General features: G+C 42.1%; 14 protein-coding genes. 7 read left to right on the top strand and 7 right to left on the bottom strand.

Translation table 11 applies throughout. The features are described from left to right. The first annotated feature begins 15 nt into the window (after positions 1 to 15). The 5 genes from FHW89_RS22120 (at position 16) to FHW89_RS22100 (ending at position 9,663) form a co-directional block, all read left to right on the top strand. Complete coding sequence (locus tag FHW89_RS22120) at positions 16 to 780, top strand: hypothetical protein (protein ID WP_172337233.1); 765 nt, start codon at positions 16 to 18, stop codon at positions 778 to 780. A gap of 65 nt (positions 781 to 845) precedes the next feature. Then, positions 846 to 2,933 (top strand): beta-galactosidase, encoded by a 2,088-nt coding sequence (locus FHW89_RS22115; RefSeq protein WP_172337232.1) that lies wholly within the window; start codon positions 846 to 848, stop codon positions 2,931 to 2,933. 24 nt (positions 2,934 to 2,957) lie between these two features. Next, the gene (locus FHW89_RS22110) at positions 2,958 to 4,514 is read left to right on the top strand and encodes a glycoside hydrolase (protein WP_172337231.1); all 1,557 of its coding nucleotides are present in this window, start codon (positions 2,958 to 2,960) and stop codon (positions 4,512 to 4,514) included. A 172-nt stretch (positions 4,515 to 4,686) separates the two neighbouring features. Next, positions 4,687 to 6,639 (top strand): sialate O-acetylesterase, encoded by a 1,953-nt coding sequence (locus FHW89_RS22105; protein WP_172337230.1) that lies wholly within the window; start codon positions 4,687 to 4,689, stop codon positions 6,637 to 6,639. A 243-nt stretch (positions 6,640 to 6,882) separates the two neighbouring features. Then, a complete protein-coding gene (locus FHW89_RS22100; protein ID WP_172337229.1) occupies positions 6,883 to 9,663 on the top strand; it encodes a glycoside hydrolase family 2 protein in 2,781 nt (926 codons plus the stop codon). Between the two features lie 811 nt (positions 9,664 to 10,474). Here the strand turns inward: FHW89_RS22100 and FHW89_RS22095 are convergent. From FHW89_RS22095 to FHW89_RS22065, 7 genes are all read right to left on the bottom strand, one after another. Further along, complete coding sequence (locus FHW89_RS22095; protein WP_371742474.1) at positions 10,475 to 11,440, bottom strand: zinc-binding alcohol dehydrogenase family protein; 966 nt, start codon at positions 11,438 to 11,440, stop codon at positions 10,475 to 10,477. Positions 11,441 to 11,499: 59 nt separating this feature from the next. Beyond that, entirely contained in the window at positions 11,500 to 11,835 is a 336-nt protein-coding gene (locus FHW89_RS22090; protein WP_172337227.1) for an L-rhamnose mutarotase, read from the bottom strand. Between the two features lie 15 nt (positions 11,836 to 11,850). Beyond that, positions 11,851 to 12,867, bottom strand: coding sequence for an aldo/keto reductase (locus FHW89_RS22085; RefSeq protein WP_172337226.1), 1,017 nt, complete (start codon positions 12,865 to 12,867; stop codon positions 11,851 to 11,853). Between the two features lie 17 nt (positions 12,868 to 12,884). Next, entirely contained in the window at positions 12,885 to 14,153 is a 1,269-nt protein-coding gene (fucP, locus tag FHW89_RS22080; RefSeq protein ID WP_172337225.1) for an L-fucose:H+ symporter permease, read from the bottom strand. A gap of 49 nt (positions 14,154 to 14,202) precedes the next feature. Beyond that, on the bottom strand, positions 14,203 to 16,155 hold the full coding sequence (locus FHW89_RS28695) for a glycoside hydrolase family 97 protein (RefSeq protein WP_216650655.1): 1,953 nt from the start codon (positions 16,153 to 16,155) through the stop codon (positions 14,203 to 14,205). Positions 16,156 to 16,162: 7 nt separating this feature from the next. After that, the gene (locus FHW89_RS22070) at positions 16,163 to 17,809 is read right to left on the bottom strand and encodes an alpha-L-fucosidase (protein ID WP_172337224.1); all 1,647 of its coding nucleotides are present in this window, start codon (positions 17,807 to 17,809) and stop codon (positions 16,163 to 16,165) included. A 452-nt stretch (positions 17,810 to 18,261) separates the two neighbouring features. Beyond that, positions 18,262 to 19,149, bottom strand: a complete 888-nt coding sequence (locus FHW89_RS22065; protein ID WP_172337223.1) for an AraC family transcriptional regulator — start codon at positions 19,147 to 19,149, stop codon at positions 18,262 to 18,264. Positions 19,150 to 19,724: 575 nt separating this feature from the next. Between FHW89_RS22065 and FHW89_RS22060 the strand changes: the two genes are divergently transcribed. After that, positions 19,725 to 22,829 carry a TonB-dependent receptor gene (locus FHW89_RS22060; RefSeq protein WP_172337222.1) on the top strand — a complete coding sequence of 1,035 codons (3,105 nt, stop codon included), beginning with the start codon at positions 19,725 to 19,727 and terminating at the stop codon, positions 22,827 to 22,829. Positions 22,830 to 22,849: 20 nt separating this feature from the next. Continuing rightward, positions 22,850 to 24,412: a RagB/SusD family nutrient uptake outer membrane protein gene (locus FHW89_RS22055; protein WP_172337221.1), complete on the top strand. Its 1,563-nt coding sequence runs from the start codon at positions 22,850 to 22,852 to the stop codon at positions 24,410 to 24,412. Positions 24,413 to 24,537: the final 125 nt, after the last annotated feature.

Here is a 24,537-nt window from a genome sequence, read left to right as displayed (position 1 = left end):
CAATAGTAGAGAAAAATGAAAGTTTTAAAGAACATCGGGTTATTAATATGGGTTTCCTATTTGATAACCGCTTGCAGTCCGAAAGAAAATAGAACAAGTCTTGGATTACCCATTGCGAAATCAGACTTGAGGTTTTCAGTTACCCAACAACAAGGATATGATAATATGATTATCGTAAAAAACAATACTCCTGGTATTATTCCATTCTGGGATTTTGGTAACGGGAATTCTAACAAGCAGCAAGACACAACTATTTTACCTTTTGCCGGAGATTTTTACATTAAATTTATCGCCTATTCAAAAGGTGGACCGACAGCGGATTCGGTAAAAATCAAGGTTTCAAAAAATGATATTAATTATTTTAAAAGTCCCTTGTGGAATTTACTTACGAATGGAACGGCTGGCAAGACTTGGGTATGGGCTGTTGATAACCCCTCGGGTTGGGTTCGTGGAAACGGCCCTCAAGACGCGGTTATTCCGCAGTGGTGGCAGGTTCCCGCATCTGGTCTGGGAGCTGATTTGAATGACGAGATGACATTTAACATTAACGGAAATGCTAATTATGTAAAAGTAGCAAGTAAAGGGCAGACAAAAGGTGTTTTTACACTGGATACGCTTAATAAAACGCTGAAAATTACCGGCGCTGATATCAGTGAGGGAAGTGGCAACAGTACGGTATATAATATTGCTAAACTAAACGAGAATGAATTAACCATTGTGCAAATTGGCAGTGGGTTTAGCAACCAGTGGCTGTTCAAAAGAAAAGGATATAAGTATTAAGTATTAGTTTGCCTGCATCAACCGGCAAGGAAGCTCCTCGCCGGTTGATGCTATATCTGCCTCAGATGAGAAAATTTATAACCCTAATTATTATTGCTTTTTTACTTCCTTGGTCATTTTTAAAAGCACAGGAAACCAACAAGTTTTTTCCGGAAAAGGATCTGGTGACAGCGGGTATCTATTATTATCCCGAGCATTGGAGTGAAAGCCAATGGGAAAGGGACATCAAGACAATCTCAGAGATGGGTTTTGAGTTTGTTCACCTGGCAGAATTCGCCTGGTTCAAAATGGAACCGGAGGAAGGGCGCTTTGATTTTACCTGGCTCGACAAAGTGGTGGCTCTGTGCGCCAAATATCACCTCAAAGTATTGCTATGTACGCCTTCTGCCACCACGCCAACATGGATGCGGATAAACTACCCGGAGACATTTGTAATGGATGGCCATTATATCCGCGCGGAAAATGGTACGCGGGGATTAGAATCGATAGTTAATCCTAAATTTCGCGGTTACGTGAAAAGAATAGTAGCGGAAATGGGCAAACGTTACGGGCAGAACAAGAATGTGATGGGCTGGCAAATAGATAATGAACCTGGCGCTGTTTCCGACTATAGTCCCTCATCTCAGGAAGCATTCAGAACTTGGCTGAAAAACAAATACAAAACCGTTGACGAGTTAAATAATGCCTGGGGAGCCGCCTTCTGGAGTCAGTGGTTTAACAGTTTTGATCAGGTCATCATTCCCAATACCAACCTGGTAGGCTGGTGGGGCAATAACCCGCATGCTTTGCTGGATTTTAAAAGATATTCGGCTGATGCCCAAGCCGGATTTCTTGACTTTCAGGCAGATGTTTTACGCAGTTACGTTTCAAAGGCGCAATTTGTGACCACCAACTATACTGCCGTTTGCACGGGTTCGGACCCTAATCGTACCAAGAAACTGGATTTTGCCGCATACACCGCGTATCCAAATGGAGGCAGTGATAATATCGGTGAATCAGGTTTCCGTTTAGGCAACAGCGATGTCGTTCTTTTCGCTTCAGAATACTACAAATCTGTTGGTGGTGTGTCAGGTGTTTTGGAGATCCAGCCCGGCCCTGTTAATTGGGGAAGTTATAATCCACTGCTTTTACCGGGTACCGTTCGGTTATGGCTGTATCATAGTTTTGCGGCAGGAGGAAAGATAGCCTGTTCGTACCGCTTCCGGCAGATCCTGTATGGCGCAGAGCAATATCATGCCGGTGTAATACAAACGGATGGTATCACAGCCTCGCAGGGCGGTAAAGATTATATGCAGTTCATGAAAGAAGTGACTGAACTGAGGAAGCAGTATAAACCAGGTATGAGTATGCCCGCGAAGCTGGCTGCGCGCTCCACCGCAATCCTGTGGAATGTAGAAAATTACTGGAGCATTGACAGACAAAAACAGACTGGGCAATGGAATACCTGGGATTACCCGGTAAAGTACCTGAAAACCGCAAGGTCATTGGGTGCGCCAGTTGACGTTATCCAGGAAACGGCAGATTTGTCAAAGTATAAAGTCGTAATCGTTCCTGCCTATGAGATGATCGATTCTGCATTGGTAAAAAAATGGAATGACTATGTAACCGGAGGCGGCCATTTGGTTATTACCTGCCGCACTGGTACTAAAGACCGCAGAGGCCATTTTTGGGAAGGAGAAACCGCCATGCCCTTATCAAATCTGATTGGCGCTCATATAAGCCAGACGGATATGCTTTCATCTTATGGTAAGGGCGATATATTGATGGATTCAAATCATTATCCATGGCATAGCTGGGCAGATTTGCTTACGCCGGATGATAGGACCGAAGTGCTTGCTACCTATAACAACCAGTTCTATAAAGGGAAAGCTGCGGTTGTAGAACACCATATTGGCAAAGGAGTTGTAACCTATATCGGCGTAGATACGGATGATTCCAAATTAGAAAAAGACATATTAAGAAAGATTTATAAAGATAACGGTGCAACTACGGAAGATTATCCTCCCGGTGTTTTTGTTTACTGGCGCGACGGCTTTTATACGGCTTTAAATTATTCGTCAGAAAATTATCCTGTAAGTCTGCCGGATAAGGCAAAAATTCTAATAGGCGAAAAGACACTAAAGCCAGCCGGAGTGCTCGTGTGGACAGAATAATTTTAATAAGTATTAACAAAGCAGATGAAAAAAATAATTTGGGTGTTGGTGGTTTCGCAATTCGTTTTCTTGGCTAATGTAAATGGCCAGAGAGTGATCAATGTGGATTTTAACAAAAGTTCTGGTAAGCTGAATCCCATGTTTAACGCATGTGTAGGCGCAGGCAGGGCAAACGAAGGGCTGCGCGCCGACTGGCAGCAGCAACTGGAATATGTAAGAAAGCAATGCGGTTTTAAATATATCCGCATGCATGGGCTATTGACCGATGACATGGCGGTGTATACAGAGGACGCAAAAGGCAATCCGCAGTATAATTATATGTATGTAGACGCGCTCTTTGATTTTCTGCATAAAATCGGGATAAAACCTTTTGTAGAATTAGGCTTCATGCCTAACGCGCTGGCCAGTGGAAACCAGACAATTTTTTGGTGGCGAGGCAATGTTACCCCGCCAAAGGATTACAACAAATGGCAGGCACTGATCACCAACCTGGTTCAGCATTTTACAGAACGATATGGTGCCGAAGAAGTAAAAACCTGGCATTTTGAAGTATGGAATGAACCTAACTTATCTCCTGGCTTCTGGACGGGCACGCAAGCAGATTATTTCAAGCTATACGATTATTCGGTAAAAGCGGTCAAGAGCGTAAATTCCGGATATAAAGTAGGCGGGCCGGCTACGGCCGGTGCAGCCTGGATTCCTGAAATGATCAGTCATTGCAGCAAAAATAACATCCCGATTGATTTCGTTAGTACCCACTCTTATGGTGTAAAACAAGGTTTCCTGGATGAATATGGAAATTCGGGAACGGTGTTAAGCAAAGATTCGCTGGCGGTGAGCGGTGACGTGTTGAATACCCGTAAACAAATTACTCAATCAGCGTTGCCAGGCCTGGAACTGCATTATACAGAATGGAGCGCGTCCTACACTCCGGCAGATCCCATACATGATAGTTATCATGAAGCAGCCTATATCCTGGAAAAATTAAAACAAGTTGGCAATGCGGCAAATTCTATGTCGTACTGGGTTTTTACCGATGTGTTTGAAGAGCCGGGGCCGCGATATACCCCTTTTCACGGAGGTTTTGGCTTGCTCAGTATACAGGGCATAAACAAGCCGGCTTTTTACTCCTATAAATTCATGAATAAACTGGGGGGAACTGAGTTAGCCAATACCGACAAACGTTCTTGGGTTTGCAAAAATGATCAGGGAGGTGTCCAGGCGTTATTGTGGGATTATACCTATACGCTACCCGATTCAGTCAATAACCAGACTTATTACATCAAAGATTTGCCCGCCAAGCCGAAGGGAAAAGTGAAAATAAACCTGTCGCATGTACCTGCCGGAAAATATACAATGGAGGTTTATAAAGTAGGTTACCGGGTGAATGATGCCTACACCCGCTATATGGATATGGGCTGGCCGGGGCAGCTAAACAAGCAGCAGGTTGAAAAATTCAAAGAAGAAAATGGTTCTCCTGTGACAAAACAGGAAATCGAAATAAAGCCCAAAGCGGTGTACTCCAAAGAATTTGATATCCGGGAAAATGATGTTATCCTTCTAAACCTGATTAAACACTGACCAGGATTATTTGCCTTGGTTATCTGATTAATAAATTGGATATCAAAGATATACTTGGTGTCTCAATCAGTGCAAAATTAACAGTAATATACAGACAGAACTGTAGAAGGTAATGATTAAAGTTAAAATGGCCACATCATAAGAGGCTAGCTGGACCGAATTAAACTAACAGATGAAAGCAGAAGTACGAATCCTATTCATATTTTTTTTAATTTTCCACTTTTTTAAAACCAATGGTTACGCACAAATAACCCTGCCAAAGGTGTTTGGAGACAATATGGTCCTACAAAGAGACATACCAATTCCTGTTTGGGGAAATGCCACTCCTGGATCACATATTGTAGCAACACTCGGTACGGTAACTAGGTTAATAAAAGTAAATCGACAAGGTAAATGGATGTTGTACTTCCCCAAATTTAAGGCCGGCGGTCCCTATGATCTTAAAGTAGCATATTCTGGCAAGCCGGAATCATCAATCAAACTTAAAGGATTGCTTATTGGTGATGTCTGGCTTGCATCTGGACAGTCCAATATGGAATGGCAAGTACAACAGGCACAAGACGCTCCACGCGAAGTCGCTAAAGCCGGTTATCCTCAAATCCGCTTTCTTATCGTTCAGCAGAATAAGGCATTAAGTCCTCAAAAGGATATTTTGGCAGGGACATGGAAAATATGTGATACCAATACCGTGAAACAATTCTCCGCAGTAGCTTATTATTTTGCCCGTAAAATACATAAGGAGCAAAATGTACCCATTGGCATCATTCAAAGCACCTGGGGAGGAACACCAATTGAACCATGGACAAGCAGAGAAATGCTGCTTACCTCACCAATTACTAGGACAAAAACATTAGGCGATGATACACTTACCAAGCATGATTTTTTGAAGGATAGTCTGGATATGATACGACTTTGGGATATCGTTTATCATCCCCAGGAAAATGCGGACAAGATCACTCCTTTGCCGGAATTTAAGGACACTGATTGGAATGGCGTAGAGATGCCCCGCTTGGTGAAAGATTTTGGGATTGGAAAATATGAGGGTATAATGTGGTTGCGAAAAAAAATTGAGCTACCGCCTTCTTTTGTAGGAAAAGATTTGGTACTCAATATTGGTCACCCTGAAATGAACTATTCGCTTTATTTCAACGGCGCTGAAATATGCAGATCTATTTGGAATAACGATCGAAAGCAGTTTTATACAATTCCTTCCAGTCTCGTTAAACACGGAGAAAACGTTGTTTCACTCAGAATAGCCATGCTGTGGGGAGGCGGTGGGTTAAATCCTCCGGCCGAAGATATTTATATTACTAATGGACATTTGAAGATTTCTTTGGCGGAAAAATGGCTATATAAAAAAGATATGGAGTCACCAATTCCTAAAATGCGCAATTATCAGTATCACCCGGCATTACTGTTCAATGCTATGATTAATCCGCTGATTCCTTTTGGGCTCAAAGGATTTATCTGGTATCAGGGAGAGGCAAATGATTCGGCTGCATACCATTACAGAAAATTGTTTCCAATGCTGATCTCCGACTGGAGACAGCGATGGCATCAGGGAGATCTACCATTTTTATATGTACAGTTGGCTAATTTCAGGAAAACGGATTTGCTTCCGGCTGAAAGCGAATGGGCGGAATTAAGAGAAGCACAGGCACTAACCCTATCACAGCCAAATACAGGCATGGCCTGTACAATAGATATCGGGGAGGTTAACAGTATCCATCCACTTAATAAACAGGAAGTTGGCCGCAGATTAGCACTGGTGGCGGAAAAAAAAGCATACAGGTATGATATCTGCGCATCAGGTCCTCTCTACAAAAAACATGTTATTAAAGGCAATAGCGTAATTATAAATTTTACTTGTACAGGCCCGGGGCTTGCAACCAGGGACAGTGCCACGTTACGAGGGTTTACTATCGCCGGAAATGATAAAAAGTTTTATTGGGCGTCAGCGAGAATAGAAGGCGATCAAGTAATTGTAAGCTCGGATAAGGTAGAAGTTCCGGTTGCTGTACGTTACGCCTGGGCCGATAATCCCGTTTGCAACCTTATTAATAAAGATGGTTTACCAGCTGTGCCTTTCAGAACAGATGAATGGAGAGGAATTACCCAAAAATAAATCAAATGGATTATCAATGCTAAGATTACTGTAATTGTACAGGAGTGTAGTAGTATAAAAATGGAAGTTCGGGCGGTCGTTATGAGATAGCACAAAAAGGATTAACTTATATTATCTATAAGAGATAAGTTATTACGAACCGGAAAATACTTGTTAAAGGATTTTTAGAATAAGTGAATTTTTTAGTTAAAAGCTGATATATTTAAGATAAACTGACGGTGCATGATCTGGTTTAAAGCAATAATGGAAAAACATAGTTGGTTTAAGAAATGTATTACGTTGATTTTATGGGTGGTATTTTCAATAATTGCATTAGAAGCAACGGCCCAGGAAACACAATATCAATATTTATCAGGCACAGATAAGGATCATACGGTCAACTGGGATTTTTATATCAACAGCGGACAAAAAAGTGGTTCCTGGAATAAGATTGCAGTTCCATCAAACTGGGAACTGCAAGGATTTGGTACTTATAATTATTATAAAGACACGCAAAATCCAGAAGAACAGGGTAAATATAAATATCGCTTTAAGACAATCCCATTGGCGAAGGGTAAAAATGTTTTTATCGTTTTCGAAGCCTCAATGACCGAAACGGAGGTGAAGATTAACGGACACCTTGCCGGCCCTATACACCAAGGTGGTTTTTATAGATTTAAATACGATGTAACCCATTTGCTTAATTACGATAGCGACAACCTGCTTGAGGTAACTGTAGGTAAAAGATCTTCTAATGAATCGGTTAATCAAGCAGAACGTAAAGCCGATTTCTGGTTATTTGGTGGCATCTTCCGCCCTGTTTACTTGGAGATCGTCCCTAAAACTTATATAGATAGGATTGCTCTTGACGCTAAAGCAAACGGCTTATTAACAGTTGATGTGTTTGCGAATAGCGAAGGAAGTCATTATAAGATAATCGCACAAGTACAAAAACTTAACGGGCAGTCAGTTGGCTTGCCATTTAGTACAACAGTACATATGGGGCAACAGAAGGTAAGACTACAACAACGAGTAAACAATATTCTTCCTTGGAATCCTGAGCTGCCAAATTTGTATAACCTTTTGGTGTCTGTTAGCAATGATAAAGGTGTGACTCACCGTATAAAGCAACGGTTTGGTTTTCGCACTGCAGAATTAAGGCCGAATGATGGCTTTTATGTTAACGGCAGGAAAGTAATTTTTAAGGGAGTTTGCAGACATAGTGAATGGCCGGAATCGGGTCGTACGCTGAGTAAGGATATCAGCCTGCTTGATGTACGGCTCATGAAAGAAATGAATATGAATGCAGTTAGAATGTCACATTATCCTCCCGATCAGCATTTTCTGGATGTTTGCGATTCACTAGGACTTTTTGTACTGGATGAGTTAACGGGCTGGCAGGCTAAATATGATACAGAAGTTGGGAAAAAGCTGGTAAAAGAACTGGTGGTAAGAGATGTAAACCATCCAAGTATCGTTATTTGGGATAATGGTAACGAAGGCGGTTTTAATACAGATCTGGATGGGGAATATGTCAAATATGATCCGCAGCAGCGATTAGTTATCCATCCCTGGGAAAAATTTAACGGAACGGATACCAAACACTACCCTGATTATAATTACATTGAAAATTCGGTGCTATACGGTAAAGAAGTTTTTTTTCCGACAGAATTTATGCATGGTTTGCAGGACGGGGGGCATGGTGCCGGACTTGATGATTTCTGGAGCCTGATGATGAAACATCCCCATACCGCAGGTGGCTTTTTATGGTCATTCCATGACGAGGGAGTAGCACGCACGGATAAAAATGGGCGAATAGATATTCAGGGCAATGCCGCGCCGGATGGCATATTGGGCCCGCACCGCGAAAAGGAAGGCAGCTTTTATGCTATCAAAGAAATATGGTCGCCAGTGGTGTTGGAAAATACTTATATTCCCCAAAATTTTGATGGCAGACTGGCTGTCGAGAACCGCTATATATATACCAATTTAAACAGATGCTCATTCACCTGGAAATTGGTGACTTTGCCTCCTCCGGACAATGCTCACTTAAAAACTAAGACAAATGCGCAGGGGAATGCAGAACCTGTAAATCTGGAGCCGGGTGCTAAAGGATTTTTGCAGCTAAATTTACCGGCCGACAAAAAAAACAGTGATGTACTATATGTGACCGCGACCGACCTGTTTAAGAAAGAAATTTTCACTTGGACCTGGCCGCTCAAATTACCTGGAAATACCTTTAAAAATAGGGTTGCACGATCATCCTCTAAAATTGAGGTCTCAGAGGAAAGTGGAAGTCTTATTATAAAGGCCGGTATGCTAACGTATTATTTTGATACCCAAACAGGATATTTACAAAAAGTGAATACGTCAAAAACTAAAATCTCCTTATCTAACGGCCCTGTACTGACGAGTGCAAAATATACACTTAAAACGCTAAACCATTATTTCGCAGGATATGATTACATTGTTGAACCGGTATATGAAGGTGGACAACAGTTTAATGTGAGATGGACATTTAGTCCTGGCAAACCAGCTAAATTAAATTATAGCTACAACCAAAAAGGAGAATTTGATTTTTCAGGCATTACATTTGACTATCCCGAGGGGGAAATTACCGGGATGGAATGGGAAGGACGGGGCCCATATCGGGTTTGGAAGAATAGACTCAAAGGTCAGCAATTTGGTGTTTGGCATAAAGCATATAATAACACTATAACCGGCGAAGGATGGGATTACCCCGAGTTTAAAGGTTATCACGCCAATATATACTGGGTTACCATCGAAAATAAGGAAGCCCCTTTTACCGTGTATACCGAAGATGAGAATATCTTTTTTCAAATGTTAAAGCCGGTTAAAGCAGCGGGTGCGACAAATGAAAATACCAATCCGCCATTTCCTGAAGGCAGTTTAGGCTTTTTGAATAGCATCAGTGCCATTGGTACAAAATTTCAACCGGCAGATAAGTTAGGGCCGCAAAGCCAGAAGAATATTCAGTTAAACTATACCCCGGTGCAAGGAACTTTATGGTTTGATTTCAAGTAACCATAAACCTGCAATGTATTTGCTGAGTTCGGCACCATTAAAATCAATAACCTGCTACATTGTTAATTGCATCATCACATAACAATTTACCATTTGATAAATTGAACTTGACGTTGATCTGCCGCTATGGCCATTAACAACAATTATTTTTGTTAGCCAGAAACCGTGATCGAATATATGGATAAGAAAAAATAATTGAAAAAAACCTTCGGCAGACGAACAGGTGTTGATTGTTTTAATTTTAATCACTTATAACTTATAGTAAGGAACAAATGCCCGCTGTCATAAAACTAGTGGAGCAAACGGTTGTTGCTTGCCTGGCCACCAATTTCCATGCGCTAGTCTGTTTAACCCATATGTTCCTAAATCGTCTCTTCAAAGGTGTAGCCGTGTCTCCACAAAAACTCCGTTTCGGATCCCATAAACACTGCAATTAGTCCATTGATAGTTATGCGCTCTATATCACGTTTAACTTTAAGAAATATACGGCCTCCTTTAAGAATATCCAGAATTTGTTTTCTTGTATTCACTCTCTCATTGGGGTTGTCCACGTCATATTCTTTGGTCCATATTTTTTGAGGGCAATCGTGTCGTTTTTGTTTTTCTCCGGAAGTATTGTCCAATATTTATCTAATTGCCTGATTTTTGTTCTTCAGCCACGTATTGCTGGCCCTTTGCTAAATTTACTGTGCCTATTGCAAGGATAAAAACGCATAAGGAGGGTGTTATTCTTTTGATAATTTTAATGGATTAATTCTATGTTAAGATTGCCGGTTTTTGCTAGATAGCTATGATTTATTAATGATTTTGTTTACACTTCTATCATTGCTTTAATTACGCCGTTTGCAGGATCAAGCCAGCTTTCAAATTCATCTGTCACCTGGTTGAATGGCACGCGATGAGTAATATAATTAGCTGGTTGTACCAGCCCTTTTTTCATGGAGGAAATAACATGCTCAAAATCTTCGCGGGTTGCATTTCGGCTGCTCATCAATGTTGCCTCGCGCTTGTGAAACTCCGGGTGGCTCAAGCTAATGTCTCCTTTTTGCAGGCCGACCAGGACATATCTGGCTCCATGGGCCATATAGTTAAAGCCATTATTAATGGCTTTCAAGCTGCCTGTGGCATCAATCACCACTGTGGGCATGTCTCCTTGTGTTATTGCAGTGAGTCGTTCCAGTATATCTTCGGTCGAAACGTTAATAATATGATCTACTTTCAGTCTATCTCTACAAAATTCAAGTCTTTTGATGTTGAGATCCATGGCAATTACTTTGGCTCCTGCAATGCGGGCAAACTCCATTATTCCGAGACCTATGGGACCGGCACCTATAACCAATACATATTCACCTGGCTTTACATCTGCCCGCCTGATTCCGTGCGCACCTATCGCGAGGGGTTCTACTAACGCCAGCTCATCATAACTTAGGCCATCACCATGAACCAGTGAATAGATCGGTATGTTCAGGTATTCGGCCATTCCTCCATCCACATGAACGCCGCAAACATTAATTTTAACACAGCAGTTAGGTTTTCCAGATCTGCAGGCAATACAAATACCACAGTTAAAGTAGGGGATGAAGGTAACGATCTCTCCCTTTTTAAAACCCGGCGCGCCGTTAGGCTCAACTAATTCCCCTGAAAGTTCATGTCCCAGGATGCGGGGATAATTAAAATAAGGTTGTGTGCCTTCAAAGGCATGCAGATCCGTACCGCAAACACCTATTCTTCTGATTCTGATCTGGGCATGTCCTTCTTTTATTTCAGGTCTTTCCATTTCTTTGAGAACCAATTTTCCCGGTTCTTCACAAACTATTGATCGCATATGATTTATGGTTAAAGCTGAAAAATCTGTTCCATAACTACCCATTTTTCCCCCTCTTTGGCCCAGGGCAAGGGTTGTTGAAATTTCCACATGAGCCGCTCCCATTCCTGTACTACGGAATTAAGTGCGTCCAATTGTTCTTTTTTTTCGGCGTTGTAATGATCGCTTGTCTCCATGATCATAAACAAACGATTACCCGTACGATAGATCTGCATATCCCGAATTTCGGCATCCAGTATGCTTTTGCGTATTTCGGGCCAGCTATTTTCTGCCTTATGCCAATGCTCGTACTCTGCTATCAATTGTGGATCATCCTTTAAATCAAGGGCCAAACAGTATCTTTTCATGGTGATATTTATTTTTTAAAGGTAGGCGGAAGCGTACGATCCGTCAATTAAACCGCATGCTTTCATTTCTTTCCAAAATTGTGCCGGGATCGTTAAATAAGCTAAAGCAACATTTTGGGGCACCCGCTCTACATTGGTTGTATTAAGGGCAATGCTTTTAACACCTGGCGCGTTTAGTCCAAAGGCAACACATGCATCCGCGGGTTTTATTTTGTAATCTGCACATAAGCCATAAAACAACTCCCGCCAATGGTACAAATGTTTGTCTTTTACCGGATCAGTTAACCTGTAATTGTAATAAGCAGACCCAGTTAAAAAGCCACCATTAAAAACAGCGGAATTGATGATCTGGACTCCTTGCTTTTCGAGCTCACGCATAAATTCGACTAACTTCCGGGGATGGCTGTGAACCGTCATGCTATTGGCTATCATGACCCAATCGAGTTTTACATCATCAGATATTTTTTTGATAATTCGCCAATCCTTTGACCCCACGCCAATACCCCTCACTTTGCCATGCCGTTTTAATTCATTCAATGCGCAATAAGCGTCCAATATATCCCGATAACGTTGTGCCTGGTCCGGCTCGTCCTTTGCTGCCGCAAGGTATTCGTCGGGATCATGTACGGAAACCAGCTCCGCCGTGTAACCGTTCAGCAGTTCATTCCCTTGTTCATAACACTCCAGGATACCCTCATAGCTTATTCGCTGAACGGCATCGTATTTCAGATCGCGCCAAACACCCGGTTCAAAAGTTGGCTCGGGTGTTTTTAACGTAGTGCGAAGCCAACCCAATTTATTGCTGATCAGTACATCCGATGGATTTATATTCAATTGCGCTAAAGATCTACCCAATGATTCGAGCGCGAGCCCTGCACCGTACTTTCCGGCAGAGTCAAATACAGCTGGTTTAGGAGAATACCTGATGCTTTCGGCAATAATAGCACATTTAACCTCATCTGAAAGTGTTACATATAAATTCCCTAATCCACTGGTTCCAAAAATTACTTTAGGCAGATTGATTTTTTGCATATGAGAAGGAATTAAATTTAAAGGATAGGAGAAACCGGTAAATTTTCAGGCTTCACGCCTATGCGATGGCCTTTGATTCCAAAATAGGCCACTATATGAAAACAAAGTAAGGGCACCACATAGCCAAATTGAATATTACCAGTTACATCGCTGATATAACCGAATACTCTCGGCAAAACGGCGCCGCCAACGATGGACATAATGATTAGGCTGCTGCCGAATTCGGTATCTGCCTTTAAATCTTTTATACCCAGTGCGAAAATGGTTGGGAACATAATGGACATAAAGAAGCAGATACCAATGACTGCATAAACTGTAATCATACCATGATTTAAAATGGCGATGACGCAGAGGAAAATATTAATGCCCGCATAGATCGCCAGCAAAGTTGCTGAACTGTAGTACCTCATCAAAAATGTACCAATAAACCTACCGATCAAAAAGGCAGCACCACATATACCCAAATAGTAGGTTGCCTCTACCTCTGAAAGACCGGCTGACTTTGTTGCATACAAAATAAACAGACTAAATACACAAACCTGGGCCCCAACATAAAAAAACTGAGCGGTAACTCCCCAGGCTAAATGACGGTGCTTTAGCACGTGGAAAATATTTTTACTGGCTGCATGCCCCTCATGGTGAAGAATTTTGGGCAAACGCGTAAAGGCAAAAAGGATGGCGATGAATACCAGTACGCTGCCCAGTATAAAATAGGGCATTTTTACGGAGGATGCTTCGGCAGCCAGTGCAAGTTTACGACCCTGTTCTGTCATGTGGTTTAATTGTGCGGGAGTATAGCCTTTGGTCAATATAATACGTCCGCCAATGATAGGCGCCAGGGTTGCAGCCAGTCCGTTAAATGATTGCGCAAAATTAAGCCTTTGTGTAGAAGCTGCGGGATCGCCTAATGAAGAAGCATAGGGGTTGGCCGCCGTTTCTAAAATGGTTAACCCACAGGCAATGATAAATAGGGCCACCAGGAAAAATACGTACTGTTGGGTATTGGCTGCCGGTATAAATAAGTAGGAACCAAAGGCAAAAACAAGGAGGCCGGTTATGATGCCTGTTTTGTAGCCATACTTTTTCATGATGAATCCAGCTGGTAAAGCCATCAAAAAATAGGCAATAAACACCGCAGAATCCACCAGTGTAGCCTGAACGGTTGTGAGCGTAAACGACTTTTTTAGGTGTGGTATTAATATGGGGTCAAGGTTATGCGCAAAACCCCATAAAAAAAACAAGCTGGTTATCAGAATAAAAGGAAAAAGCGCTGTATTCTTTGCCATGATTGGATAATTATATTTTATGTTTCTTTTCTGAAGGAAAACGTTATGCTTAATTATTTGCCATGATCTTAGCCACCCATCCTCCCGCAGTGTCCAAACGGATATTGATCACGGAATTCGCAGATACCGCTTTTTTTGACCGGGTTAGACTTTGCGGTGCAGATAACACATCGGCCCAGGACGATAAAGTATATTTACCCGATGGTAAAAAATCCAGTTTCAATTGTAATGTTCTTTCAGTGTCGTTGGTCATGGCGCCGATATACCAATCTTTCCCGCTTCTTTTGGCTATAATGATATATTGCCCCGGGTATCCGCCAAGTACTTTTGTGTCATCCCAAACAGTAGGTATGCTCATTAAAAAGTCGGCACCTGGTTGCCCTAAAATGTGCTCAGGAGCATCACAATAAACCGTAAAAGGGCTTTCATAAATCACAAATTTTGCCAGCTCAGCGCAGCGGCTGTTTATCACCTGCGTAGGACTGCCTTTTCTGAACTCCTCCTTTTTTACATTTAAAAAACCACCAGGCGTATAGTCCATCGGACCAGCCAGCATGCGGGTAAATGGCAAGGTGGTATTATGTCCAGCTGTTATCCTGGTTGAAAACTTGGAATATTCTTCGCCTAAAACACCTTCCCGTGTAATCATGTTAGGATAAGTACGCATGATTCCATCCGGTTTAAAAGCGCCATGAAAATCAACCATCAAATGATATTGTGCGGCTGTTTTGATGATACGGCGATACCAGTTTATCATTTGCTGATCGTCCCGGTCCATAAAATCAATTTTAACCCCGGCAATACCCCATTGCTCATAAATTGGGAAAGCTTTTTCAAAATTGTCATTCCGGTTAACATCAGAGCTGTATAACCAAAGCCAGCATTTAACCTTTTTGGCTTTAGCGTAAGCTAAAATCTCGGGCATATTCAATTGTGGGGCTGGTTTAGTAATATCGGCCTCCGGCTTATTAAATGGCCCATACCATTGCCAGTCAATGAGCATATAAGGCCAGTGCTGTGCCGATGCCAGGTCTATATACTTCTTGATGGTTGACATGTCCATTTTTACCTCGCCGCTCCACCAGTTATCCCAGGCACTCATGCCTGGCTTGATCCAGCTTGCATCTTTTAGCGCGCAGGGTGGGTTCAAGTTCTGTATCAGCTCCGATTCAATTAATTTACCGGGTGAACCAGCCAGCATAACGACACGCCAGGGTGTAAGCAGATTATTAGCGAAACGCGCTTTAATCCCGTTCTCACTTTCACCAGGCAGTGGTGATAATTTGGTGATCAGGTCAATTTTATCCGTTGAAACAGTGTCTGTTTTTAGGGCCCCTATATAGAATCCCGGATAGTTATCGATATTAGCTTCTGTAATGGCCGTGTAATGATGCTGATCCAATTCAATTAAAAGTGGTAAGCCGGCAATTGTTTTTTCTGTGATATGGTTTAGGTTTTTGGGTTGGAATTCACTCTCCTGGGAAGATGTATAACTACCATAGTCTGCCACCCAGGTCTTTGCATCTGCCGGTAAGCTGAAACTGGTAAGTTCCTTTATGATCTGCCGGTCGCCGATTTTATCAGCACCAAATAATTGATAACGAAAGGCGATACCATCATCATAAGCCCTGAACCAGATATTCATCCGGCGCATGGGGCCTGATTTTTCTACCAGCGATAGTTCCAGTTCATTATAACTATCAGCTACGGTACTGTGCTTTGTTTTTACCACCGGTATCCAGTTTTGGTTAACAGAATGTTCCACATGATTGGTTACGGTCATACTGTTGCCAATAGCTGGCTCATCTTTAAATTCGAAACCGAGTGAGGAAGGGTGGATAATGGTCAATCCATTGCTGGAAACAGTATATTGCAGATTGTTACGGTTATTTATCTCCACAATATTTTTTTTATCCGGCGATACCAGTTTAAAAGTTTGTGCAAAAGAAGGAGCTGCTAATGAAACGGCAGTAATCAGGACGTAGCAAATTTTTAGATTCATATACCGATTAAATAGCTCCCTCTATTTTTAAAACGAATGCATCTTTACCCGGAGCCTGTTCCGGCAGTTTTACTTTGAGGCCCGCTTCAGTCTGCTCAAAGCTCAATTTATCGTTTCCAAGTAGGCTTACGCTGGCTACATTACCCACTTCATTACCTTTGGCCAATTTTTTAACAAGGGCTTCGTTCCCGGCAGGCCAACCCAGCATAGTGGCGTAAAGGGTTTTACCCTTTGTAGTAAACCGGATATCTTGTGCTCCAAATGGCTTTCCCTTGCCTTCATTAAAACCCTGTGCATTGATAGGTGCCGCTGAATCTGTTGCCGGGCCTTCTCCAAATATTTTCCAGGGGCGGGTGCCATAAATTGCTTCGCTGTTAACCTGCATCCAGGCACCTATACCTTCAACTACAGCACGTTCTTCGCTATCAAGGGTGCCATCGCCACGTAATGGTATGTTTAAGAGTAAGTTGCCATTTTTACTTACGATGTCAACCAGAGTATGTACTACCGTTTTGGCACTTTTGTAATGTTTATTATCAAATATGCGACGGTCATAGTGCCAAGCACCAATACAAGTATCAGTTTGCCACGGCAGGGATTCTATTTGGTTGCTCTGCCCACGCTCTATGTCCCATATCATGCATTTGCGCTGTTGCTCATTCAATACTTTGCCAAACAATGCCGCTTGTAGTTTACCGTGCTTTTTAATACTGGTATTGTACATATGTGCCGCTATTTTCAGGCCAGCATCGCTTACCGGCCAAAGAGGTAATGCTGTATCATCAAAGTAAATGAGCTCCGGACCGTATTTATCTATCAGTTCTATGGTGCGGTTCAAAAATTTGTCGCAATAAGCTTTGTTGGGTACGCTGGCACCGTTACTCCAATCCCAATGCCGTCCCATGCTGTCATCGTTAAGACTGTCCTCGCTTAAAGCATGGTTTTGAGCATATAACTCCTGTGGGTCATAACCATTCCACCATTTACCTGCGCCATCCGCTTTGCTGAGCTTGCCATCATAGGGTATGCCCGCATAAGGTCCGGTTTTATCCGCTCGCTGGGCAACTTCGTACCAGGTCCATGGGTGAGATGCATGTACCGTTACGCCAAAAGGCAGACCGTGTTGTTTGGCAGCTTTTGCCCAGCCGCCAACCAGGTCTTTTTTAGGCCCTAGTTTGGTGGAGTTCCAGCTTTGATATTTACTGTCGTAGAGATCGAAATTATCGTGATGATTGGCCAGGGCCATAAAATACTTCGCACCGGCACGTTTATAAAGACCAACCAACTCATTGGGATCCCAGTTCTCGGCCTTCCACTCATTGATCACATCCTTGAAGCCAAATTTTGAAGGATGCCCGTATTTTTGAATATGGTATTTATATTGATCGCTGCCCTCCTGGTACATACCACGGGCATACCAGTCGCCGCGTTCGGGTTGGCATTGCGGCCCCCAATGTGCCCACATGCCAAACTTAGCGTCGCGAAACCACTCAGGTACCTGATATTGAGCCAATGAATCCCAATCGGGTTTAAAAGGACCGGAAGCAATAGGAGCCTTTGAGTACGGGGTTAACAGGCTGTTTCCATAAAGCTTAGACAAATATAAGGATGATAATCCTGTGGCTAAGCCTTTTATTAATGTTCTTCTTTTCATAATTGGATTTGGTGATTGGTAATAAATAGCTATACTGACCTGCCATCCAAAATGTTATTAAGGTTCGACAAGTCGCTTTATCTGTAATTGGTTGATCCGCAATCGATGTATTCCCATCAATAATTGATAAATCAAATTTCTTTGAAATAATATCTAAATAATTGACCTAATGGGACTTTTTTTTGTAAAAAACCGACTTTTTGCCTACGGGGAAATGCGAATTGGCAAAAAGAATCCAGGTTATTAAATAAAAATTTATGTTTTGGTTTTTATTGTAACTGTTTTATTTAATGCTGGTTAACGTTGAAATAAAACGGATGGATTGCACAAGCTATTGTACGTTGACCGTTTATGGCTCCGGCGCTTATAAAAACATTGCAGGGGTTACGCAGACTCTACTGATCTTAAATTCTTTAATAACAGTTATATTTCCTCTGCCATTACCTCATTGGCTAATGATTAAAACCAACCAGGTACATCTGTTTTTTATATTCGCTGGGAGACATGCCAGTCAGCTTTTTGAAGGTTTTGGAAAAATAAGAGAGGTTATCAAATCCCGTTTGAATGCAAATTTCTGAATAAGATATTCTACTCGTTGCCATCAGATACTGTGCCCGCTCAATACGTTTTTCGTTAATATAATTCAAGGGCCTGGTTCCGGTATGCTGTTTAAACTGCCTTGAAAAATAATCGGCATTTTGATTAACGCGGGATGCGAGTTGCTGCACCGAAAGATCCAGGTGTAAATTGACGAGAATATAATTTAAGGTTTCCGCAATTTTTAGCGGGATAAGTTTACGCTCCGGATGTTTGAATAGCTGAGGATTCAGGAATTTGGAGGTTAACAGCATCAGGATACCCTGGGTTTCCAGGTATACTGAAGTGTTTTGCTGGTTGTTAAGTTCCTGATATTCTTTGTAATAAATATCCTTCTCATAAACTTTGGGGTTATCAGACCGATTAATTCCCCTGCCGGGATTAATTTGAAGCAGCCTGTTAAAAAGGTTAACATCCATTTCCGTGGCCTCTGTTTTCAATAAAGTCCTGTTATTGGCGAAAAATGAACTTCCGTCGATCGAATCCTCGAAAAACTGAACAAAGTATTGCCCCAGATAACGACTGCAAGTTAGGTTACATAAGGTGAAGCTCGGAATGATATACAGATAACCGGGTTCAAGCTTGAGTAAACTGTCTGCGCCTGATATTTCGCCCTCGCCCTCGTCGATATAATAGAGCCGGTAATAAGGGCTGATCACATTCCTGTAATTCCATTTCGAATCAAGCTTTACGTAGTCGACGTTCAGGAGTGAAAAAGTATGCTGTAGATTTCTTTTGATCATCTGGGTTACAAATATGCAAATTATCAGAACATATATAAATGTATATGAATGTTTTAAATATACTAAAGTCGGTTTTTTACAAAAAAAAGTCTATTTCAATCAAATTTTGGATAGCTGCTTTAATGTAGGTTTGACTTAACCAATATAAAGAAGCACTTCTCTTAAAATAATTGATTAAGTGTCCTTGCATTTGCCGTTTGTGCCAATGGAAGTATCGATAGCATTTAAAATAGCCGAAGGGGCAACGATAGATACATATTATGAAAAGAAGAACCTCAATTAAATAGGAGAAGTCCCTGCCATTATACCATTTAATGCAAAACGCGTGCTGGTATGTTGGAGTCGTTTAACAGACTTTGTACTTGATTACGAATACCGCCTTTGTAAATAACGGTAAGTGAAGGTACCCAAAAACCAAATTAGATAGACAACCGATTTAACCCTTAAACCCCATATTATGGAAAAATAAAAACAGCAGTTGAAAAAAAGCAGGATGTGTCGTGAACACGCCTGTTCATTCCTGGAATACCCCCGGGGGGATTCCCATTGTTAAACCATTCTATAAAAACCAATTTATGAATAAAATTTTACGGAACTACAATGTGCTTTATAAGTTAATGAAGTATACATTCGGGTTGCTGTTTGTTATACTATGTGTTTCTGATACATTGTATGCAAAAAGCAAGGGAAGGCTCAATATAGTGGCCAAAATTTCAAAAAATGACAATTTTCCAGTTACTATAACGGGAAAAGTTACTGACGAAAGAGGGCAACCCTTAATTGGCGTTAGTATTTTGATCAAAGGAACCAGCAATGGTACGGTCACCGATACAGAGGGTAAGTTCAGACTGAGCGTCCCCAATGAAAAAGCTGTGCTGTTATTCAGATATATCGGATATATCAACAAAGAAGTCGTTGTCGGAAATACAAGCGAGTTGAATGTCACGTTAATAGCAGAGCCTAAAAGCATCAATGAGATAGTCGTTGTAGGGTACAGCACACAAAGTAAGCATAAGTTGACCAGTGCTGTCGTAACAGTTTCGGGGGACGAACTGAACAAACGGGTGGCCACTTCGCCGACAACATTATTACAAGGCAAGCTTCCCGGTTTACAGGTTGTTCAGGGCTCGGGCGAGCCGGGGGCCGAAAATGTACAGCTTACCATCAGGGGGACAGGCACCTTTAGTGGCGCGGGTTCAAATCCTCTGGTTATTGTTGACGGGCTTCCGGGGAGCCTGGATGTATTGAACGCGAATGATATTGAATCGATCTCGGTATTAAAGGATGCTTCCTCTGCGGCCATCTACGGGTCACGCGGTGCAAATGGTGTAATTGTTGTAAAAACCAAAAGAGGTAAAGCCGGGAGTCTTTCGATTCAATACGCTTACAATTTCGGCATTTCTACTGCTACAAAACTACCTGATGTGGTAACCAACTCCGCAACGTATATGCAACTATCGAATGAAGCCCGTACCAATTCTTCATTGGCCCCACTGTATACACAGGCTCAGATCGATTTATATCAAAATGCCACAGACAGGGTAAAATATCCTAACCATAACTGGCTTAACGATATTTTCCGTACCGCCTATACACAAAATCACTATTTGAACATGAGCGGAGGTAAAGATAGCACAACCTATAGTCTAGGTATTGGTATTACCAATCAGCCCGGTGTGATGAGAGGGTTTGATTATTCAAAATATACGCTTTCTCTCGGCTTAAGCTCAAAGCTTAATAAGAGGATAACTTTTGGAAGTGATATACAGATGCGGTATGGCAAAAAGCTCGCGCCTGAAAATGGAGCAGGCGACCAATTCCTTTCAGCGCTGGCGCAATCTCCGTTGTATCCGGCTCAGGTTGATGGTAAATGGATCAAGAAAGCCTATTCCAATGAGCTGGGCAATAAAAATCCGGCGGCAATTGTTGGTGAGGATATTCGTACCAGAGGAGATGACAAATATTTGCAAGGTAACTTGTCACTGGATATTGACCTTTTCAAGGGGCTGCGATGGGAAAATAAAACCGGATTTAATTACGGAACTTACAAATTCAATGATTTCAGGCCAATCATACCTACGTATTATTATAGTGATATGAGCCCGGCCGGAAACCTTGATGACGGAGTTCCAGGTCTTAATGTAGGTAATTCGGATAATTTATATACCGTTTACTACAGCCAGCTGACCTATAAAAAGAGTATCGGAGCTCACAATTTTTCCGCATTTGCAGGCTTTCAGCAGGAGAAAAATACTGCCAGTAACATCAATGCATCAAGGACTCAATATGTAACAAATTTTTTGAGAGAACTTGACGCGGGACCTTCTGACGGACAGACCAACAGTGGCACATCTTCGGCGTGGGCGATCAGTTCTTTATATGGCAGTGCCAATTACGATTACGAAGACAAATATTTACTCAGCGCCAGTATCAGATATGACGGAACATCCAGATTGCCATCTGATACCCGTTATGGAACCTTTTACTCATTTTCGGGCGGATGGAGAATTTCAAAAGAAAATTTCCTGAAAGATATTTCCTGGTTAAATGATTTGAAGATCCGCGGTTCCTGGGGGCAATTAGGTAATCAGAATATCGGAACATATCCCTATCAGTCCACATTATCGGGCGCTAATTATGCTTTTGGCAGCACAGTTACTTCTGGTTTTGTTTCCAACACATTGGTTGACCCCAACCTTACCTGGGAAACTACACGGGTAGTTGACATTGGTCTTGATATGAATGTATTTAATGATAAGCTGGTTATTTCTGCGGATTATTTCAATAAATACACCTTCGATATTTTAAGGGGTTCACAAGTGCCTTACTACATCGGCCTGAACGCGCCAACCATAAATGATGGCGCCCTGAGGAATAAGGGCTTCGAATTTGCTGTTCAGTACAATGACAGGATTGGTAAAGATTTTACCTATACCGTAGGATTAAACCTGCAAACGTACAAAAACAAGCTTGAAAAATACGGATCAAAGGACATTAGCGATCATACCATCAGGGAAGAAGGGCATGAGCTTGATGCCTATTATATGTATGTTTGGGGCGGTATATTCCAGTCTCAGGCCGAGATTGACAATTCCCCCAAACAACCGGTTACACCCACTCCCGGCGATTTAAAAATAAAGGATGTTAACGGCGATGGGAAAATTGATGCTAATGACAGAACCTATGTTGGCGGAAAGTTTCCATCTTATCAGTACTCAGCAAATTTGGGCGCCGGCTATAAGGGATTCGATTTTAGCGCACAGATCTATGGTTCGCAGGGGCAGAAGGCCTATGTTAACGGCTGGGGGATAGAACCCTTCCGGCAAGGCTCGGTACCAACCACCGACTGGCTGAACCGGTGGACACCGACCAATCATTCTAACACCATGCCTAAAATATACGTTGCTGATGGTTATGCTGCCGTACAGAATTATCCCTCAACCTACTTCCTGAAGGATGCTTCCTTTGTCCGGTTAAAGAGTGTTCAGCTTGGATATACCTTTCCAACAGCCTTACTAAACAAAATCTCAATTAAGGGCCTTCGCGTTTTTGTAGCTGCTGACAACGTATTCACCATTAGTAAATATCCGGGATTGGATCCTGAACGGGTAGGAGATGGCACCTATGTAACCTACCCTCAGAACAGGACTATAACCTTTGGTGCATCCATTAAACTTTAAACCAATTAACGCTTACGATTATGAATCTTTACAATAAGTATATAGTCATGCTGATCATGTTATCAGTCATGCTGGCATCCTGTAAAAAAAGTTCATTGAACCTTAATCCGCCCGATAAAATATCTACACAGAATTTCTGGAAAACTGAAAGCGATGCAGATCTTGCTTTGACAGGATGTTACAACTTTCTATACGCTCAGGGAGGAAGCTATTCAACTTCGCAGTACCAGGTTGTGGCCTGGGATAATTTTAGTGATAACTCTTATGGGCAATATAACTACAGCGGTGGAACAAGTGCGCTATCTTCAGGGCTATCAGCTGGTGTTTTTGATACCTATAATCTTTATCAATCATCATACTATGTTAATAATTACAGGGCCATAGCTTCCATTAATTATTTCTTGGCTAATGTAGATAGGGTGCTTACCGGTGATAAATTAAAACAGTACAAAGCCGAAGGGTATTTTCTCCGGGCCTTTAATTATTATTGGCTTGCCGTTTTGTACGGCAATGTTATCATCACCACAGCAGATCCATATACCCTTGATTACACGAAGCATATGGCCAAGTCAACCAGGGCCGATGTTTTAAAGTTGGTTGAGGCCGACCTGGACCTGGCAATAGCCGGTTTGCCGGATGTTGCATACAGCAGCGGGCATGCGGTTAAGGGTACCGCGCAGGGATATAAAGTTAGGGCTTTGTTGTTCGAGAAGAAGTATACAGAGGCCGCCACCCTCGCCAATCAAATTATAACCGGTGCAAAATTCTCTTTGAGTAATTCTTACCCGGGTAACTTCTATAAACCGGCTCAAAACAACAGCCCTGAGATCATGTTTTCGGTGAAATACCAACTGCCGAACCTCTCTCATCAGGATAATGGCATCAGCGTTTCTTTGCTGCGCTGGAAAGGTGAACTGGGTACGCAGGACCTGGTTAATGAATATGAAGCTGCGGATGGTAAAGACACCATCAACTCCGCCGTTTATGTAAAGGGAAAACCCTATGATAACAGGGACCCGCGGATGCGGATGACCCTGTTTTTTCCTGGCGATACAAAAGCCCAGGGCTGGCCATTTACAGGATCTTATGCCGTGGGTACTCCTGGGAAAGATTCATGGATTGTGGGTTATTATCCTGTCAAAAAATGGCTTGATCCTGCATTGGTTGATCCTGACTACGGAACAAAAGGCGATAATGACTTTGTCTTACTTCGTTATGCTGATGTTTTGCTGATGTATGCGGAAGCTCAAAATGAAGCCGCAGGACCCGATGCAAGTGTTTACAGTGCGATAAATTTGGTACGAGCACGGGTTAATATGCCGGCATTACCCGCTGGTTTGTCACAGGCGCAGTTGCGTGAAAAAATTCGTCACGAACGGCGTGTGGAGTTTGCCATGGAGGGAATCCGCTACTTCGACCTGAGAAGATGGGGTATAGCAACACAGAAGCTCAACGGCTTTGTCCAAAATCCGTTATTTCCGTCGGTAAAAACAAAATATGCTGATAATTATGATTTCTGGCCCATTCCCCAACCGGAGATTGACAGAAATGCGCCCGAGCTTGTGCAAAATCCTGGGTATTAACATCTATATTTATTATTACTATCACACAAGGGGACAGTCTTATTTTAAGACATCCCTTTGTGATAATAACAGATTTGTTTTACCAGCAAAGCTATTTACCAGTACTTTAACGACTTTAATAGTAG

Source organism: Mucilaginibacter sp. SG564, from assembly GCF_013149275.1.
GTDB lineage: Bacteria > Bacteroidota > Bacteroidia > Sphingobacteriales > Sphingobacteriaceae > Mucilaginibacter.
This window is presented reverse-complemented; position numbering and strand designations above follow the sequence as displayed.